Source organism: Streptococcus koreensis, assembly GCF_003627135.1.
Lineage (GTDB): Bacteria > Bacillota > Bacilli > Lactobacillales > Streptococcaceae > Streptococcus > Streptococcus ilei.
Genome location: NZ_CP032620.1, coordinates 228,052 through 245,700, shown reverse-complemented (window position 1 = coordinate 245,700; position 17,649 = coordinate 228,052). Strand labels below are relative to the sequence as shown.

The window sequence follows — 17,649 nt, the reverse complement described above, 5'->3', positions numbered from 1 at the left end:
CTTTCTAGTTAGTGTTTGATATAAGCTGTGAATAGCACTGTCCCAAAGCGCCACTTGGCATCTAGTACGACAGAATGAGCTTTGACTTGATCCAGTATAGAGTCTTTTTCACGTTCTTTGATAGGAAATAAAAGAAGGAAATCGACTGAGCGTTTCCCTTCTTGGTAAGCTTGAAAAAGAGTCTCTTCAAGAATCCTTGGAAAAGATATTCTTGAGTGAATTCTAATATTCATTGTATTCTCCTCTCAATTGATTGAGTCGTTCGGTTAGTTTGTTTCTTCGTTCAATATTTGTGCGTAATTTCTCATCTCGAGTCATGGTCTTTCGATAGGCACGAGTAAAGGCATTGGATCCTTGAGCTTTATACATAGCTTTAGGATCTTTATATTTATCTAGTTCACGTTCCAATGAATTGATTTGGTGTTGTTTAAATGGGGAAATCCATTCTTCTTTCAGTGTCTGAAATTCATCTTTTGTATTCGAAGGAAGCTCTGGTTGAATAGGTGCATTCGTGTTCTCACTAGACTGTTCTGGATTACTTTCTGGAATACTTGGACTTTTTGTAGACTTAACTTTTGGAGTAGTCATGTTATCTGAGCTTTGTGTTGTTTCAATCTCAGGAGCTACTGTGCTCTCTTGTTTAACAAGTGTTTCAGTTGGAATATCTGGCTGGTATTCATCTTCCGGCATCGTGTCTTTCTGGGTAAAGAAAGAGCCTACTTGTTGGAAGTGATCTTTAGAATGCATGAGCATTCCTGCTCCAATTCCTGCTCCAGCTAAGGCGAAATTTCCTAAGTGTTGAGCGGTTGAAAGACTGCGAGTTGGAACTTGAGAGGCAACCTCTTTTGTTCGAGTCATTCCGTGCTCCATACGATTTCCAAGATCACTTGCCATCATGCGAGCTTTGGATCCTAAAATGAATTGTATCAATTCTGCCTTGTACTTCCACATGAGAATGTAAATGGTACCTTTTGAAACAACTGATACTAAGAGTTTAAAGACAAGTCCGAATAGGATAAGAGAAGGCAGAGTTTTTAAAACTTTATCAAAGCCACTGGTAACTAAATTTTCTAAGAGCTTTTCGATGTAAAAGATAAGAAGGGTTAAAAGACTTGTAATTGCTGGAAATGCTAGACCTCCAAACATGACTTTTAAAACTCCGAAAATCAGATCTTGCATTCGAGGAATGAAGGATACGAGAAGGACAATCGGAAAAAGCAGAATCATCATGAGCACCAAGAGTTGAGCTAGGACATTTAAAAGTTGAATCAAGATAACGGGGATGGCTAAAACAAAGGCCTCTACAATTTTAAAGATGACATAGAACATACGAATGAAGATGAAGTCTGGCATAGCAGATACCCAGCGGTTTTTTTCATTATCTTCATTAGCCCCATCACCTTTTTCTTGGAGATAGTCTGACCGAGTTTTGGCTTTCACGGGTTTAAAGTTTCCATTCTTGTCACCCGTTCCTAGAACTTTACTATCATCAAAATTCTCCTCTTTTCCGTTTTGACTATTCTTGAATTTCCCATTTTCCTGACCCGTATTGACAAAGACATAGGCCTTATAAGATGTTTCTGCGATATAGTTATCTGCCATTGTCTCCCCAACTTTTAGGGATTTGTCTTTTCCATAGTTAATCTCGATGTTTGAAATCTTGGAAGAGACATCTTTGGAAAGGGAGTTGATGGTATCTAGTAAATAGAGACCTCCAGATGTTCCAGCAATGGTCCCAAAGTAACTAAAGCCAAGAAGTATCACCATACAGACATGAATCATAGTTCTTGTGAAACTTCCTTTTGAGAAGAAATACTGGTAGAAGAGATAAAAGGCAAGTACTAATAACAAAATAGAAATCAAGGAACCACTTGTGACTCCCCCATGAGAAGTGCCAGTGAAACCATTCCAGATTTTACTAGCTCCTTTATAGACGTAGTTCTTATAGGCAGAATATAAATCAACACTTTCTAATACACGAATTAAGAGAGAAAAAAAACCAACTACCGCATTGAGAATGAAAAAGAAGAAGTTGACGAAGAGTTCGTTAATTAAGACCCAAGCCCCATTGAAAGAACCAAAGCTAGTCGGCTCCATATAGGACTTGAGAGAGAAGATATCGACTCCTCTTAATTTCTCAAAAGCTTCTTGCATGGATTCACCTCCTTAACTAGCATATTTATTTTCAAGACTTGACGATACCGTAGCTTTCATTGGTTTTAGAAGCATATCAATATCTTCAAAGATGTTGTGAACAGAAATCATATTGAGGTTGCCGTAGACATCAGAATAAAGGCACTGACCAGAGATCATATTATCAATCCATTCTAGGTTGTTTTCAGTCACTTCAAGGTTGACGTGTTTCAATATATCTTCTCGTTCAGACTTTTCATAAAAGGCGAAGATAGTCCCAAAACCTGTTGTATCATCATCATTTTCTGCATCATGCACAGACTGAGTAATAAGGGCAAGCGTATTATTTTTAGATCGTCCAATCCGGCGCATATTTTTGATAACCGCTTTTCCTTCTGCGGACTTCATAAGGATCCAGGCTTCATCGAAGAACTCAATCGTATCTTCGTGTTCATTGCGTTCTCCAAAGTGAGTACAAAAGGCCCCGAGCGCAAACATGAGGGCAATAGAATTTCGTTCATGGTCTGAGATCTTAGTGGAATCATCCTTTGGAAGTTTTAGATTATTAACCTCTAAAACAGTCACACGAGACTCATAATTGAGTCCTTTTGTAGTTCCGTCTGAGAAAGCTAACTCTAAAATTGAATTATTGACAATGGATGTTAAGTAACGTCCGACTGAGGCTATGTCTGATGAAGCAGCTTCTCTTAAAACTTTTAGAACATGTTTAAAGCCGACCAACTCACCAGCTACTCGACGTTCGACAATGGTATTGATGGCTTCTGTAATAGCTGTCTTTTGGTCCATCGATACATCATCTACAGCTTGAAGAAGAAACTCGAGCATATTCTTTGCGACCTCTACAGCTTGTTCCTTATCAAGAACCACAATAGGATCTAAGACTCCGTGGTTTGATGGTAGTGAGCTATCCAGCGTCACAAAATTAAAGTTCTCAATCTGTTTCTTGCGTTCAGGATAAAGACGAGCGAATTCCGGAGAGTTAATTACTTTTTGGTAGTGATTTCTAAGTTCACGTTTCGGGTCAATGTAGAGAGTTTTGACATTCTGTAAAGCGACACTTAAAAAGATAATCTGAGCGAGGAAGGATTTCCCTTGGCCTGTTGCCCCAGTGATAATGATATGCGGGTTCTTGGTGATCTTTCCTGCAATATCTTCTTTGTTTCCCACTGTCGCATTGTAGAGGACGATATTTTTTGATGATTCGATGGCTTTTGAGATAGCGTCCCAGCGTCCCGTCCAATTATCAACCCGGCCGATATACCAACCAATTCTATTTCCAGAAGTGGTATTGGTAAAGGGCATAAGTTCCGCAAAGCCTCGAGGTGTTACCATGTGAGTCCAGGTACGAGTTTTCTTTTGAAGAGGTTCCCCGTATAGGAGAGCTTGAAAGAGATAAGGGCCGTCTTGTGAGGCTTCACTAATCTCAACTCCCATATCATCAAAATAGTTAAGGACCACTTGTCGTCTTTGGCGGAGCTGGTGAACACTTGAAGCTGAGACAATCAAGTAGGCTCCATATTCAATAATATCTTCTTTGTTTCCGACTTTACGCATCAGATCTTTTAGAGAGATGGATCCCATAATGATCTCATCTTGTTGGACGGTGTCGGTATTCTCAGCTTCTTCCATAATGTTTCGATAACGAGTGTTGGAGCGTCCCATCTTGCCTTTAATCTTATTGGTATCGATGAATTCAGATTTGATTCGTAACTCAACTGGAAAATTCAAGCGTTGGATGAATTCTCCTAAGTGAAAACCATTGAATTGAACCGGAAACTTTCCAACAGGAAGAATCGTCACAAAGGAGGATCCATAAGGGCTTTCGAGCTTAAGGAAGCCTCCTTTTAGGACTTTAATCAAGGTATCTGTAATATTGAATGAAGCACGATTGGCGATCACTTCTTTCTTGTAGTGAGGGATATAGCGGAGGTATTGCATCCGCTGGTAGTAGAAGAGTTCTTCATTGGTGAGGCGCTGTGCTCGAAGAACAGATAGCGCTTGAAAGATAGTAAGCTCATCACTTTGATATTCTTCATACCAATTTGGACTCAGTTCTAACTCATAGCCAAGCCCTTTTGCGATTTTTTCTGAAAAGTCTGTAAAGCTTTCATAGGCCAAGTCTTTAATGGTTGCCCCGTGATTCTGTTTTCGAAGGGTAACTCCAATCACCCAGTCAAACTGATAAGGGATCTCCATCTCGTCTGTCAGACGCTCAACACTGTAAAGAAGCAATTCTTCTCCTAGTTCACGGCTGTCATCTGCTAGAGCATCGGAAAAGTCCCGCATTTTTTCTTCTAGGAGATAGTCTTTTGGAATCAATGAAATCTCAAAGTGTTGATTCTTTTGGAGCTTTTTCATCATTTGCGCAACAGTAATTTTGTGTTTCCATTTTTTCTCATCATCCGTAATGGTGATGGGAGTATTGGGGATTCGATAGAAAGCGACAACGGAATGATCCTTTTTCAGAGCTAGGTTGTCATGTGTTTCTCGAATCGGGTAGGTTAAGGTAATACTCATAGGACCTCCTTTTCTATAGGTTTGTTTTTTCAAAGACAATTTCATCAATTGATTCTATTCGGTCCTCCTGGTAGATGGCTTTTTGATTGAGTTTGAAGTCCCAGAGATACATCACGTAGTCAGAGAGAAAGAGATGCATCTTCTTCCCATGAGGTTCATATTCAGTGTAGAACTTGGCCAGCTTATAGGGTAGATACCAATAGAGCAAGAGAGAAATGGAGTGAGTCATTTTAGCTAATGGAACAAGAATGACTCCTCCAAACAATAACATCCCCACAAAGACGAGGATGAAGACAATAAAAAAGGACAACTGCATCGGTGTCGCAAAGTACCAAATTCGTGTGCCCTTTTTCGTCTTAATTTCTTGGATCCAATAAGGAGCATTTAGCCCCTTACTGTAATCATATAGTTTTTCTTCTTTCATGATTAAAGTCCTGTTTCAATTCCAAAGAGGCGTAGGAACCATCCAAAGGCTTTGAGGATATCCTGTCCTTTGGCGATGGAGACAATCACGGCATAAAAGCCAACGACCGAAAAGAGTTGGAGCCAGGAGCTGTTGCGCCAAGCCTTGATGGCTAAAAGGACCGCAATAGCTGTTAGAATCCAAATTCCGTCTCCTTGAAGGAAACTTCGTAGGTTGTCTGTGTTCATATAAATTCTCCTATTCTTGGTTATTTGCGTAGTTTAAGGGAATAGTGTGCTCTAGTTTAGAGACATAGTAGGTTTTTTCTTTTTCGATAAGGGTAAAGGTAAAGTTTTCAGAGTGAGTAGTTCCTCCCACTTCAAAGGTTGCTTGAACATAGGCTGTAAGCCCCTTTTTATTCTTTTTGAGATAGGTGTAGTCTATACTTTTAAAGGTTGTATTTGCGACAACATCTATATCTTTTGAGATCAAGTTGAGATTATCTTGATTGGTGGTGTAGTTTGTGAAAAAGACAGTCAGGAACTTATCTACTTTCTTGTGTACTGAATCAGAAAGACGATCTGTAGTGGTAAGAGTGAGTTTGTCTTCTTCCTTGAAGGATCCAGCTTGTGAGCTTTCTAGGGTAGTGAACCAAGGAAGGCCAGAGATATAGTAGCTGTTTCCTTTTTGAGCATAAGGGATATTGAAACCTGTCACAATTTCTGTTTCTTGTGTTTCCTTGTCATGGCGTATCCATTCCTTGTACTTGATCCGGTAAGTTGCCACATTGTTTTCTACAGTGATTAGTTGAGCAGATAGTAACTCACTAGGATTTCTGACTTGGCCTTGGGATTTTACATCCGGAACAAAGTTATAAAAGCTATTGAGGTAGTCGATCTGTCCTTCTTGTTTTTCAACTTCTTGAGGGAGAGTGAAGTAGGCATAGACAAAATCATTGAGATAGTACTGGAGCTTATAGTCATACTGTTTTTCTTCTACAGGTGCCTGAGCTTTTTTGGCATGGAGGACCTCCACATTCTTTTCTAGTTTAGAGACTTGATTCGAGAGAGTGATAGCACGAATAGCACCCGATAGACCAACAAAAAGGAGGAAAGAAATTCCTCCAATAACCACTAGATTGATTGTTTTCTTGTTGGTGATTTTCAGTTTAGGTGGACCTCCTTTCTTTTCCATCTTTTTGAATTTCGAGAGGTAGTCCCTTGCTTTTAGTAAGTAGTGTTTAGCTTTATCCATAAGACCTCCTTTTAGAGTCCAGCCAGTTCAATTAGTTTAGTTCCCTTGGCATAGAGGCGTTTATTAGCTTTTTCAATTTCTCCGTTAATGTAGTAGTAGCCTCGTAGCTCAGTTTGGAGTTGTTCGATCAAGTCAGGTTTTAGATCCTTGGCTTCTTCTTTTTTGAGTAGGCTATTTAATTCGCCAGCCTTGGTCCAAGCTTCTCTATGATCTTTCTTTTTAAGTAATTCTCCCAGTTCATTGGTGATTTGAGAGACTTTCTTTTCAAATGTTGTTTTCGTTGCCATTTCAATTTCCTTTCTAAATGTTTCTTGATTGCTTTTAATGGTTTGTTGGATAAAAGCGATAAGTGAGGGACGCATTCTTTTGTTTAGACTAAGAATTTCCCCGTCTAGCGTAAAACAGGCATGTTCATAGTCATAAAAACCTTTCGCATCCGGTAGCTTCTCGGTAGATCTTCCAGCACATTCATAGTAGAAGTTTTTGCCTTTCCGTAAGAGAATGTACATATGCCAGAATTCTTGTTCGGGCAAAAGGAAGAAGTCCGTCTGATAGATCTTCTTAAGCATCTTAAGAAGCCTCTAGGAGATCATCATAGCCCAGAGCTTGGTAGATAAAATCAGAATCAAACCAGAGCCAGTCATTAATCCTAGTTTCTGTAGGTATATCACCAGAGAAGATATCTTCACAGATGACGGTTAAAGTATCAACTCCACCACGTTCACGTACAGTGTTTAGTGTTTCTAATCCACCTGACCAGGCTTTAAAGTTTTCTAATGAATTGATTTCTACTTTGTATTCCATAGGTTGTTTTCCTTTCTAATGTTCATAGTGTTTACTAACTTTGAGGAGCTTTAACATAGCTTTTCCACGATCGGTAATTTCTCCGCTATTTTTGATCATCTTCATGTATTCCGTCTGTAAAATCTTATCTGCTTCAGAAACGAGGGCTAGGGAGTTTGCGACTTGGTAGGTTAGCCAGCGAATCGTTCGCTCAATGCTATAAGGTTGAGGGTTGGTTGAGAGTTTCATGGGTTCGACTCCTCCAAATAGTCGTTGCCATTTTTCATCGGGTTTGTAGGCTCCAAATTGATTGATTCCGTCATAGACTTGGATCTCTTTATTTATGATGCCTCTAGCGATTTCGCCAAGATCGACACCAGAGATAAATTCTTCTACAACTCCTTGCGCCTTCTGGTCTGAAAAGCGGAGTTCGTAGCGATTCCAGATACCAAAAATCTCCAAGGATTCGTCCAAGGAGATATTTTCCATTCTAGCTATTTCATAGCGCTTTTCATAAAAGTTGAAGTAGAGCTGACTTTGACGACTTCCAAAGTAAATGGACAATCCATGATTAGCTTCCATGTCTTCGTTATCAGTGAAAGAGCCACCACCAGTAATATTCCACTTTTTGAGAGTATCAAGGACAATCTCTTTGGAATGGAGTTTCTTTATCAAATCCGGTATTAGAATTTGTTGGTCTTCATTCCCATAACCTTTATAGAGTTCATCAAGGGCTATATCTAGCCGTTTAACTCGTACATCCTGATAGGAATAGAGGATATGTTGGAGAAAGACTTGCCAGGTGATACCCTTGTGCTCTAGAATAACTTCCATCTCACGGCATCCTTGACCAGATAGTTGAAGGCAGGCTTGGTAGTCATTCGTAATCGCCTTATCGAAAAAATCAAAGATCCAGATATTTCCTCTTTGCCAGAGATGAGTATAGTTCATGAGACGTGTTTCTTGTTCGGTAAACTCACTCAAGGGGCAGTGAAGGAAGTTCTCACAAAAGCCATCTAAATCTTTGAGTCTTGGGAAGGACAAGCGGAGGTAGTCAATCTGAGCCCGAAGGCTATCTCGTTCACAGTCTTTGTGGTAACCCAGTTTTTCTTTTAGTTCTCGAAACTTGTCAATCGTTAGTCCTCTTTCGCCAGCTTCATAAGAGCGATAGGTTCTAGGTGGAAGATCTACAGCTTGTGCAAAATCTTTTTGGCTAAGTCCTGTATGTTTTCGGAATTTCTTGATATGAAAAGGACTAATTTTGTCCATTCATCGCAACACCTCCTTCTAACTAAGTGACACACTTTTTTGACGAAAGTGACACACTTTTTAAAATTCGAAAACCCAACTCCCACAAGGAATGAGGAGGGGTTGGTATGGCGTTTTTGCCAATTGTAACCCCCCTATTAGAAACGGGGGTTCCTTGTCATCATGAGCCAGGAACGGCGGGCTTCGGTCTTCGCCTGACCTGCGGTCAGGCTTGCCCTTGCCCTTGTCCTAGCCCATGATGACTGACAATCGCTTCAATAGCTTTTGGATAAGACTTTCGTCCATCTTCCTCAAATTGAGCGATTATTTTAAGGAGTAACTTTTCTTGGAAAGGTTCAATGAGAATAGCAGAGTCACTCCGTTCAAATAAGATTCCGTGCTCCTCCATATAAGGAATGATTTTTCGAAGAGTTTGCATCTTTAGATTGTGCTCATCCGCAAATTCTTTGAGAGGACGATGAAGAATTTCTAGTTCTTGTAATTGTTCATCTACCTTAATTTCCTCTTTCGATTTCTTCTCCTCCAGGTATTCTTCAAAGACTGAAAACTCTTCTCCTTCAAATTCCATAATCGGGATTTTAGCGTATTCATCATAGAAAGAAAAGCCCTGGTCAAGTGGAATATAAGGCGAATAAAACTCACCAGCTAGATTCCCGCTTGAAGCAATATAACCACGACCGACTACTTTCACTCCATTAATTTCGTCCAGTTTTTTAAACTCTTTGGTTTTATTGGCATCCCCAAACATCATGTCATAGCCTGTTGATTCCAAATGACCGACGGAAAGACGCATCATGAAGTTGTCCCGAAGAGAAGTCTTGATATATTCCCCATCAGGCCGTTGCATGGCAAAGATCACGTAGACTCCCGCTTGACGGCCCTCTAGAACGATTTGAGTGAGGTATTCCATGAGTTCCGACTGTTGGCTATAGTCACGGTCAATCTTGGCCATGAGAGCAGCCCACTCATCGACTAGGAGGAATTTAGGTTTTAAGTTGTAATGGGTGTAATAGGTACCTGGTCTATAGTCTGGAAAAGACGTTAAGACTTCGTAACGTTTCTTCATAAACTCAACATTCTCTTTAAAACAATTAATGATATCCTCTTTACTTGAATAGACTCGACCATGGAATACTGGAAGTTTCTTCAAAGAAGCTAAGTCTGAGTTTTTAGGATCGCAAATATCTATATATCCGACTTTTAATAAGGCATAGATAATGGACATGAGAGTGACGGTTTTTCCTCCTCCAGTACCTCCACCAACAAGTAAGTGGGAGTCTTTGACATAGTCCCAGTAGACATCTTTCATAAGACGGATCTTTGAGCCTTTGACTTCAACTTGATCAATTGAAATGCGACTCTCAATCCTATTGATAGCGATTTTATATTTGATAAACCGATTGTCAAAACTCTTGTCACGAAAGTCCCCATTGAACATGACTTCAAGAGTAGAGCCAAGGTTTAAAAATCGATCTTGAAATTTGTTTCCTTCCAGAATAAAACTGACTTGAAGCTCATAGCGACTTTGTTTGAGGTAGACTTTTGGAAGTGTGATCTTTTCAACCATGCCTTTATCTCGTTTGACTTTCTTGACCAGATACAAGTTGTTCTCTAGTAAGAAACGGGAGAGGATGCGAAGACTGTTGAGTTTTTGAAAAAATAGAATCTTCTCGTAACAGAGATAATTGATCCCCAAAGAAAGAAGAACCGACAGTAGAACTCCAGATCCAATGAAATATCCTTGAGGTAAGGGATGAACTTTTAATTCCTCTAAATGAAGGTAGGTATAATAGATAGAAGCTAATAAAAAAGGAAACCACCAGATAAACCATGTGATTCCCTTAATGTTTCGATGAAAGATTTGAACTCTTTTTCCTCGGTAGGTAAAGAGTTTCATGAGTGATCACCCCCTAATTATCTTTCTTGTTTTCTGTTTGTTTTACTTCCTTAGTTTCCTTGACTGGAGTGGCTCCCGCTTTCTTTTTGATTTTTGAGGCGAAGAGTTTAAAGATATCCCGATTATTCACGTGAATATGGGCGACAACAATATCTTCTAATTCTACTTCTTCTCGGTATTTAATTCCCAGATCTTCAATTTCAGACTCGGACATATCTGCGATAGTGAAAAAGAGGGTTTCGTGCTGGACAGAGGAATGAATCCCTACAACGATTCCACGGATCTCGCCTGTATTGACTTGGACAAATGATCCGTCAGGATTTCGTTGCGATTGATCTACTTCAAAGATGACTTCAGGACCTTCAATGCCTCGGAAAGTCAGTTTTCCAAGGATTGCCGGGACATCCAGTCCCTCTGTGATGACACGATAAGTTTTATCCGCAATTTGTAGTTTTTCTCCGTAGTTTAATCCAATTTTAGCCATGTGATTTTCTCCTTTTATTTCTTATTTTTTAAGTACCAATTTTTCCGCAAAAACATTGCGGTAAGGTGCAACATTCTTACCATTTAAAATAGTGTCTGAGAAAAAGATTGGGTTAACCGCTTCTACTAGAGCATCTTCTGGAAAGACCGTTGTAGAGGCTGGTGTGATGACATGAAAGGCGCCGTGCTCTGCACTGTTTAGAATGTGACGTTGGTATTTTCCTTTTTTACCAAATACAGACTGAGGAGCTTTCCCCAATTTTTCATAATAAGCTTGACCAATAAATTCTGGTTTCATTTTTAGTGTTTCTGGAATCATAGGATTCTCCTTTCAAATGTTGAGTAAAAGAAAAAGAGTTAAGCTAGTTTCTTAACTCTTGAGTAATAGTGATTAAAAATTTTACGTTTATACATGCGACTATAAAGATCAATATCCCCATAAGCAAATCCTGTTTCTTTTGCCTTAGAGACCAAATGATCGATATCTACCAGGGCTTGACTATATAGTTTAGCTAGTAGACTTTCTGAACTAGCAAACATCCCATAGGTAAATAGATAGTTTTCATAGAGTCGTTTACATTGTAGTGCGAAAAAAGTTTGTCATAGAGTTCTCCTTTATTGTAATAAGTAAAAAAGCTACTAAGTGAAAAAAGGAAAGAACTTAGTAGCTTGAGAGTAGGTCTATCAACAATGATAGACTGCAGTAAAGAAAAGTTATTTGGTTGAAGGATCCCTCCTTCACGGTGGCAACGTTTAGCAAGGTGCTTTGCGTCAATTACCATCGCTTTCCCAGCCAATCTCATTGGGGAGTCATCATCATGCCCAAAAGATTCTCTTACGCCCTTTGGCGAAGCCAGTTCACTTTACTATTCGGAAAAGTGCGAAAGTCCGAAATGCGTGGAAGCCCACAGGGATTGAATCTTGTTTTCTATCTTCACTTCAACCACAAACGGACTTGACTTTACCTATCAAATATATTACAATAAAGTTGCTAAGTTAATTGTGTGATTTGATAATCAGTCCTCTGGTTGTCAGACGCACTTTTTATTTAATTGTCAATGATCTCATTTGGTAGGGATTATTATTTTTAGTCGCAATATCGCTACCAGCTATATTTATATTTTATCGCCAAAAGCGATATTTGTCAAGGGGTTATTTGAAAATAATTAAAGATTTTTCAGAGGTTAAAAATGGAATTTTCAGAACGCTTAAAAGAGCTTAGGAAGCAGGCTAGTCTAACACAAGTTGAACTGGCCGGAAAAATAGGAATCGGTCAGTCTTCATATGCAGATTGGGAAAGAGGTAAGAAAAAGCCAACACAAGATAATTTAGTGAAGATCGCTCAAGTTTTGAATGTTTCAGTTGACTATTTAGTTGGAAACTCAGAAGAAAATTCGGATGATTTAGACAATATTGAATTGCTTTTCCGTATGAATTCAAAAGGTTTGACTGATGAAGAGAAAGAAGTATTTAAAAAAGAGCTTATAGCTTTTATGGAAGAACGGAAATTAAAATTTAAGAAAGGTTGAGAAGGATGACTAAAGAAATGACCACAATAATGAAGACGATGCCACTTCCAGTGGTAAAAGAACTAATGGTTGCAGAAATAAACTCATCTGATCATCCGAAATTACGTTTTAATCACAAAGAAATGACCACAATAATGAAGACGATGCCATTTCCAGAGGTAAAAGGACTAATGGTTGCAGAAATAAATTCATCTGATCATCCGGAATTATGTTTTAATCACTATGAATATATTTTTTCAAAATTCCAACTATGGCCAGTGGGACAAGGACTATTTTATTCTGGAAATATTAAGACAGAATGTAACTTTAACTTTGTTTATGACTGTGGGGGGGGCAGCATTAATATTAATGATGTTGTCGATGATTACATAAGTCAACAGTATTCTAAAGATATAATACTCGATATGTTAATTATTTCTCATTTTGATGATGATCATGTTAATGGTATACCTAAGTTATTGAAAGAAGTAAGTAAAGTCAGAAAAATTTTTTTACCTTATAATGATGAAAATAAAAATTATTTACTTTTCTTAGCTCTGGTATATGGTAATGGGATAGATATGGAGAAAAAAGTTGATGAAATTATACTTGTTAATACTAAACATATGGAAAATGATGAAGAACAAACTTATGAATTTAATAATATTAAAACCTCAGAATTAGAAGATGAAGAGTTATATCTGCCTAATACAAAAACAGGTATATTAAATGGTTCAACTATCTTTGTTAAAAATAAATGGAAGTTTAAGTTTTATAATACTTATTTGAAACAAACTGAGTCTTCAGCAAATATAAAGAAAGAAATTAATAATCTTATACATAAAGTAGGTGGAAAAAATTTAGGCGATTTGTTGTTAAAACTAGATGGGACTCTACAGTCTGAAAGTATAAAAGAATCGTTAAAAAAAATATACAATAAATATTGCTCAAGTAGTTATGGGAACTCTAAACAAAATCAATCTAGTTTGTGCCTATTTCATTCACCTGTAGAAAAATATAATGATATTTATATTATTGAGAGTGAAGATAACCCAAAAATTTTTTTTAAGCAACATTTCTCTTTCGAAAGAATAACTGGAACTTTATTGACAGGTGATATTTCTCTTAAACAACCTAAAAGATATAATGATTTTAAAAGATACTATAAAGATGAATGTAAAGATGTGCTATGTTTTTTAATTCCACACCACGGGGCCAAAAATAATTGGAATAAAAATGTATTAATAGATTTTCCATGTGCAAACATTTTTCTCAATTCATCTGGATCTTCAAATCCGTATAAACACCCATCTAATGAAGTAATTACGGATTTAAATAAAATTGGTAATTCTTTGCTTCGTTGTAATGAAGGGAATTCGATAACATACTATATATAGTTTTATACGAACAGTGGACATTTGTCCACCTTTTTTACACAACATACTCAACCAAATAGGTTTAGCTTTGTAATTTACACTTAATGGAGGTAGGATTCTTTGGATGAATTGTATACAAGAATAAGTAAGTCTACAAAACACGTGTTATATCAGTATATGAAGGATCATGACATTTCATTACTAAATTATAATTTCAACTACTTCTTTCAACATTGTATTCAGAAATATCAGATTCAAGTGATTAGTCACCACTTCTCAAATCATAAGATTGAAGGATTAACTGTTATTGATGAATTAGGTATTAGTTTTTCTTTTGAAAAAGATAATCCAATCGTAAAGCAAAATTTCACTCTGTGCCATGAACTAGGACATTTCATACTTAAGCATGAAGGTAATTATTTTGCAGAATCTATTGATAATCAGGAGAACCTACTAGAGCGAGAAGCGAATATTTTCTCTGCTGTAGTATTAATGCCTGACATTGTTTTGTTGTCAAAGATTTATTATAGTTGCGACACCTTTCAACACATTCAAAATAGCCTCGATGTCTCAAAACAGGCATTGTTCTTTCGCCTTTTAGATCTTCTTAGAGAATATTATCCTAGAAAAGAAAGTACCATTAAGCAGGCTATCGATGCTTATATTGATGGACAAAATGCCACACTACTCCTTTTGTTTCACGGTGTCAAAAAACAGATTATAAAGGAGTTCAACAACTATCAGACTTCTCTAATCAATAAGATTCAGCAATCAGTGATCAAAAAAGGCTTCGTGACTAGTCAAGAATATCCGGAACTTCTAGATCAAGAGAATTGGAAAACAATAAAGACTTACTGTAATAATTTAAGAGTATGGCTCATTTATGATAGAGGAAAATCAATAGCTTATGTTTGGGATAAAAATAAGCTAACAGACAAAGAAGCAAAACAAAAAGCTGAATTGAAATTATTGTTAATGTGAGGTAAATGATGTACCAACCAGAAAAACTAAAAGCTCGTAGAAAAGAGCTAAAAATGACTCAAAAAGATATTGCAGATCAATTAGGTATTACCTACCAGGCCTATTCTGCATGGGAGCGTGGAATAAAACAACCATCTAGAAAAAAATTAAAGCTTTTGGAGCAGATTCTAAATGTTCCAAAAGGTTATTTTACAGAGGTCGAAATCATCCGACTATATAATACTTTATCGGATGAAGGTAAGAATAATGCACTTAGTTATGTCAGAGGACTAGTTCAAAAAGAAAAATGTAAGAACATTGTTTCAATGTCAGAAAAACTATACGAATATCATGTTTACGAAAAAATGTCTGCAGGTATTGGCTCATCGGTTTATAGCGATCAGAACTATGATACTGTTTATTTTAATGAAGAACTAACCCATGATTTCGCCTCATGGATTTCTGGTGACTCAATGGAGCCCAAATATCAAAATGGCTCTGTGGCTCTCATTCGTGAGACAGGATTTGATTATGATGGAGCAGTTTATGCAGTAGTCTGCAATAGCCAGACTTATATTAAACGAGTTTATCGAGAGGAGCTTGGCTTAAGGCTGGTTTCTATCAATCCAAACTATAAAGATATTTTTCTTTCGTATGATGAAGATCCTAGAATTGTGGGTATTATTGTAGGAAATTTTATTCCATTTTGTAGCCAGTGACTAATGGTTTGTTAATTACGTAGAGTTTCTCCTATAACAGCATTCAATAATTTGAATTTTAAATTTATAATCATAGTAAAAGAAGTTTATGAACTATAGATTGGTAATTATATCATTTATAAGGTATGAAATTGTTAATGAAGCTAAAATATAAGAATAAAGAAAGTTCTTAATTAAATAACGATCTATTATATATTCCGTGATATAATAGAAATATAATTTTAAAGATTGTGAGAAAATATGGCTGCTTTAAAAGATTTGATAAATCAAATACAGGATGAGAATCTCAGACGTAAAATCAGTGAGGAGGTTTATAGACTTTCTAAACAAAAGAAATTTGGACTAGTGTTCGAGGAACATACTTTTGAGTGTACGCCACTATATGATATTCCAATCGAAATTGGAAAAAAAGTAGCATTGAATAATAAAAAAATTACTGATATTTATGTTGTAGAAGATATCAAAGACAATGAGGCAAAATGTATACACATAGTAACTAGAGAGGTTCACAAATTTAAAGTTGGTGAATTAACTTGTATTGCAGAGTTTGGGGATCCAATTTATCCTTATTTGAAGCCAATTGATGAAATAGAAAATGCCCCTAGTAATAGTTTATGGCATACTCTTATTGAAGCAGATAATTATCATGCACTTCAATTGTTAAAATATTTATATACAGGAAAAATTGATTGCATATATATAGATCCACCGTATAATACAGGTGCTAGAGACTGGAAGTATAATAATGACTATGTGGACAGTAAAGATGCTTATCGTCACAGCAAATGGCTTTCTATGATGGAAAAACGTCTAAAATTAGCAAAACAATTGCTTAATCCTAAAGATTCTGTATTAATTGTTACTATTGATGAGAAAGAGTACCTGCACTTAGGGTGTTTGTTAGAAGAGATTTTTGCGGGATCAAAAATACAAATGGTAACAGATGTTATTAATCCAAAAGGAGTAGCAAGGGATTTTGGTTTTTCTCGAGTTGAAGAATATATTTTTTTCGTCTACATAAAAGATTCTAAGGTAGTACCAAATAATCAGGATATGTTAAATAAAACTCTAGATGAGCCAAAAAAAGTTAGATGGGCAAGTTTACAAAGATCAGGCTCTAATAGTAGAAGACATGAATCGCCTACCCTATTTTACCCAATTTTCTTTAATGAAAAAGACCATAAATTTCACTCTACTGGTCAATCTTTACCACTAGATAAAAAAAGAAGTGATGTTACTCCCCCAGAAGGGACGTACGCGATATTTCCATTAGGGAAAAAAAATGATGAGAGAACATGGCAATTATCACAAGACACGTTAAAAGAAAGAATGTTAAACGGTTATGTGAAGTTTGGTAAATATAACTCTCAAACGAAAAAAAGATCAATTTCTTATCTGTCAAGAGGTGTATTGAAAAAAATTGATGAAGGTAAAATTGATATTTCTGGCTTTGATGATGAAGGCGTTGTAATTTTAGGCAAGACCGATGAAATAAGACCTATGTCTGTCTGGAATCAGTCTTCTCACAGTGCAAGTGAGAATGGTTCCACGCTGATTCAACAAATTTTAGGAGAGAAAAGATTTACTTATCCAAAATCTCTGTACTCTACATATGATGCGATCAATTTTTTTGTTGCAAAAAAACCTAACGCATTAATTTTAGATTTTTTTGCAGGATCTGGAACGACTTTACATGCAGTTAATTTACTTAATGCCCTAGATGGAGGGAATCGTCGTTGTATTTTAGTTACAAATAACGAAGTATCAGAATCAGAAGCGAAGAGATTGACAAAAAGCGGATTTAAACCAGGTGATACTGAATGGGAGTCGCTAGGGATTGCTCGATATGTTACTTGGCCAAGAACAGTTTGTTCAATTAAAGGAAATGATATAAATGGGCACCTTTTGCAAGGTTCATATGTGGGAAGTAATTTAGAAATATGTAAAGGATTTGAGTCTAATGTAGCATATTTTAAACTTGGATTTTTAGATAAAGACTCGGTCGCATTGGGGAGACAGTTTAAGGAATTGCTACCAGTACTTTGGATGAAAACAAATTGTGTAGGTCATTTTCCAAATTTAAACGAACATTCCATCCCGTCAATGTTAATTTTACCAGAGAATGGTTTTGCTGTACTTGTAGATGAGAAACAATTTCCATCTTTTGTTGATAAAGTAAATAAAGATAAAAATATACAAACGGTTTTTATTGTGACAGACTCTGATACAGGATATAGAGAAATGTCCATGCAGCTTAAAACTAGATCAACTTATCAATTGTATAGGGACTATTTAGACAATTTTCGTATTAATACAGGTAGGTAAA

Annotated in this window: 17 protein-coding genes; 5 read left to right on the top strand and 12 right to left on the bottom strand. The window is 36.8% G+C overall.

The annotated features are described in order from the left end of the window. Positions 1-8: 8 nt before the first annotated feature. From D7D50_RS01310 to D7D50_RS01255, 12 genes are all read right to left on the bottom strand, one after another. Positions 9-233, bottom strand: a complete 225-nt coding sequence (locus D7D50_RS01310; RefSeq protein WP_120701277.1) for a hypothetical protein — start codon at positions 231-233, stop codon at positions 9-11. After that, complete coding sequence (locus tag D7D50_RS01305) at positions 223-2,154, bottom strand: conjugal transfer protein (RefSeq protein WP_120701276.1); 1,932 nt, start codon at positions 2,152-2,154, stop codon at positions 223-225. The genes D7D50_RS01310 and D7D50_RS01305 overlap by 11 nt, the downstream gene beginning before the upstream one ends. Before the next feature lie 12 nt (positions 2,155-2,166). After that, positions 2,167-4,671: an ATP-binding protein gene (locus D7D50_RS01300; RefSeq protein WP_120702303.1), complete on the bottom strand. Its 2,505-nt coding sequence runs from the start codon at positions 4,669-4,671 to the stop codon at positions 2,167-2,169. Between the two features lie 13 nt (positions 4,672-4,684). Further along, positions 4,685-5,095: a conjugal transfer protein gene (locus D7D50_RS01295; RefSeq protein ID WP_120701275.1), complete on the bottom strand. Its 411-nt coding sequence runs from the start codon at positions 5,093-5,095 to the stop codon at positions 4,685-4,687. Between the two features lie 2 nt (positions 5,096-5,097). Then, complete coding sequence (locus tag D7D50_RS01290) at positions 5,098-5,322, bottom strand: TcpD family membrane protein (protein ID WP_048789269.1); 225 nt, start codon at positions 5,320-5,322, stop codon at positions 5,098-5,100. Between the two features lie 10 nt (positions 5,323-5,332). Further along, positions 5,333-6,328 carry a conjugal transfer protein gene (locus D7D50_RS01285; RefSeq protein WP_120701274.1) on the bottom strand — a complete coding sequence of 332 codons (996 nt, stop codon included), beginning with the start codon at positions 6,326-6,328 and terminating at the stop codon, positions 5,333-5,335. 11 nt (positions 6,329-6,339) lie between these two features. After that, positions 6,340-6,897, bottom strand: a complete 558-nt coding sequence (locus D7D50_RS01280) for a conjugal transfer protein (RefSeq protein ID WP_120701273.1) — start codon at positions 6,895-6,897, stop codon at positions 6,340-6,342. Between the two features lies 1 nt (position 6,898). Next, positions 6,899-7,132 (bottom strand): hypothetical protein, encoded by a 234-nt coding sequence (locus tag D7D50_RS01275; protein WP_120701272.1) that lies wholly within the window; start codon positions 7,130-7,132, stop codon positions 6,899-6,901. A gap of 15 nt (positions 7,133-7,147) precedes the next feature. Next, on the bottom strand, positions 7,148-8,380 hold the full coding sequence (locus D7D50_RS01270) for a replication initiation factor domain-containing protein (protein WP_120701271.1): 1,233 nt from the start codon (positions 8,378-8,380) through the stop codon (positions 7,148-7,150). A 205-nt stretch (positions 8,381-8,585) separates the two neighbouring features. Beyond that, on the bottom strand, positions 8,586-10,277 hold the full coding sequence (locus D7D50_RS01265; RefSeq protein WP_120701270.1) for an FtsK/SpoIIIE domain-containing protein: 1,692 nt from the start codon (positions 10,275-10,277) through the stop codon (positions 8,586-8,588). Positions 10,278-10,290: 13 nt separating this feature from the next. Then, positions 10,291-10,761: a hypothetical protein gene (locus tag D7D50_RS01260; RefSeq protein WP_049503788.1), complete on the bottom strand. Its 471-nt coding sequence runs from the start codon at positions 10,759-10,761 to the stop codon at positions 10,291-10,293. A 21-nt stretch (positions 10,762-10,782) separates the two neighbouring features. Beyond that, positions 10,783-11,079, bottom strand: a complete 297-nt coding sequence (locus tag D7D50_RS01255) for a hypothetical protein (protein ID WP_048789262.1) — start codon at positions 11,077-11,079, stop codon at positions 10,783-10,785. A gap of 871 nt (positions 11,080-11,950) precedes the next feature. Here D7D50_RS01255 and D7D50_RS01245 point away from each other — a divergent pair. The 5 genes from D7D50_RS01245 (at position 11,951) to D7D50_RS01225 (ending at position 17,648) form a co-directional block, all read left to right on the top strand. After that, complete coding sequence (locus tag D7D50_RS01245; RefSeq protein ID WP_120701268.1) at positions 11,951-12,289, top strand: helix-turn-helix domain-containing protein; 339 nt, start codon at positions 11,951-11,953, stop codon at positions 12,287-12,289. Positions 12,290-12,294: 5 nt separating this feature from the next. Continuing rightward, positions 12,295-13,665 (top strand): ComEC/Rec2 family competence protein, encoded by a 1,371-nt coding sequence (locus tag D7D50_RS01240; protein WP_162614519.1) that lies wholly within the window; start codon positions 12,295-12,297, stop codon positions 13,663-13,665. Between the two features lie 99 nt (positions 13,666-13,764). Further along, complete coding sequence (locus D7D50_RS01235) at positions 13,765-14,625, top strand: ImmA/IrrE family metallo-endopeptidase (protein ID WP_120701266.1); 861 nt, start codon at positions 13,765-13,767, stop codon at positions 14,623-14,625. An 8-nt stretch (positions 14,626-14,633) separates the two neighbouring features. Beyond that, positions 14,634-15,323 carry an XRE family transcriptional regulator gene (locus D7D50_RS01230; RefSeq protein WP_120701265.1) on the top strand — a complete coding sequence of 230 codons (690 nt, stop codon included), beginning with the start codon at positions 14,634-14,636 and terminating at the stop codon, positions 15,321-15,323. A 240-nt stretch (positions 15,324-15,563) separates the two neighbouring features. Next, positions 15,564-17,648, top strand: a complete 2,085-nt coding sequence (locus D7D50_RS01225; RefSeq protein WP_120701264.1) for a site-specific DNA-methyltransferase — start codon at positions 15,564-15,566, stop codon at positions 17,646-17,648. The last annotated feature ends 1 nt before the right edge of the window (position 17,649 follow it).

What these genes read in the sequence shown, in the direction of transcription:
- D7D50_RS01305 (WP_120701276.1), bottom strand. Translation starts at nt 2,154, where the DNA reads ATGCAAGAAGCTTTTGAGAAATTAAGAGGAGTCGATATCTTCTCTCTC.
- D7D50_RS01245 (WP_120701268.1), top strand. Translation starts at nt 11,951, where the DNA reads ATGGAATTTTCAGAACGCTTAAAAGAGCTTAGGAAGCAGGCTAGTCTA.
- D7D50_RS01260 (WP_049503788.1), bottom strand. Translation starts at nt 10,761, where the DNA reads ATGGCTAAAATTGGATTAAACTACGGAGAAAAACTACAAATTGCGGAT.
- D7D50_RS01285 (WP_120701274.1), bottom strand. Translation starts at nt 6,328, where the DNA reads ATGGATAAAGCTAAACACTACTTACTAAAAGCAAGGGACTACCTCTCG.
- D7D50_RS01240 (WP_162614519.1), top strand. Translation starts at nt 12,295, where the DNA reads ATGACTAAAGAAATGACCACAATAATGAAGACGATGCCACTTCCAGTG.
- D7D50_RS01290 (WP_048789269.1), bottom strand. Translation starts at nt 5,322, where the DNA reads ATGAACACAGACAACCTACGAAGTTTCCTTCAAGGAGACGGAATTTGG.
- D7D50_RS01255 (WP_048789262.1), bottom strand. Translation starts at nt 11,079, where the DNA reads ATGATTCCAGAAACACTAAAAATGAAACCAGAATTTATTGGTCAAGCT.
- D7D50_RS01265 (WP_120701270.1), bottom strand. Translation starts at nt 10,277, where the DNA reads ATGAAACTCTTTACCTACCGAGGAAAAAGAGTTCAAATCTTTCATCGA.
- D7D50_RS01225 (WP_120701264.1), top strand. Translation starts at nt 15,564, where the DNA reads ATGGCTGCTTTAAAAGATTTGATAAATCAAATACAGGATGAGAATCTC.
- D7D50_RS01270 (WP_120701271.1), bottom strand. Translation starts at nt 8,380, where the DNA reads ATGGACAAAATTAGTCCTTTTCATATCAAGAAATTCCGAAAACATACA.
- D7D50_RS01295 (WP_120701275.1), bottom strand. Translation starts at nt 5,095, where the DNA reads ATGAAAGAAGAAAAACTATATGATTACAGTAAGGGGCTAAATGCTCCT.
- D7D50_RS01230 (WP_120701265.1), top strand. Translation starts at nt 14,634, where the DNA reads ATGTACCAACCAGAAAAACTAAAAGCTCGTAGAAAAGAGCTAAAAATG.
- D7D50_RS01275 (WP_120701272.1), bottom strand. Translation starts at nt 7,132, where the DNA reads ATGGAATACAAAGTAGAAATCAATTCATTAGAAAACTTTAAAGCCTGG.
- D7D50_RS01300 (WP_120702303.1), bottom strand. Translation starts at nt 4,671, where the DNA reads ATGAGTATTACCTTAACCTACCCGATTCGAGAAACACATGACAACCTA.
- D7D50_RS01280 (WP_120701273.1), bottom strand. Translation starts at nt 6,897, where the DNA reads ATGCTTAAGAAGATCTATCAGACGGACTTCTTCCTTTTGCCCGAACAA.
- D7D50_RS01310 (WP_120701277.1), bottom strand. Translation starts at nt 233, where the DNA reads ATGAATATTAGAATTCACTCAAGAATATCTTTTCCAAGGATTCTTGAA.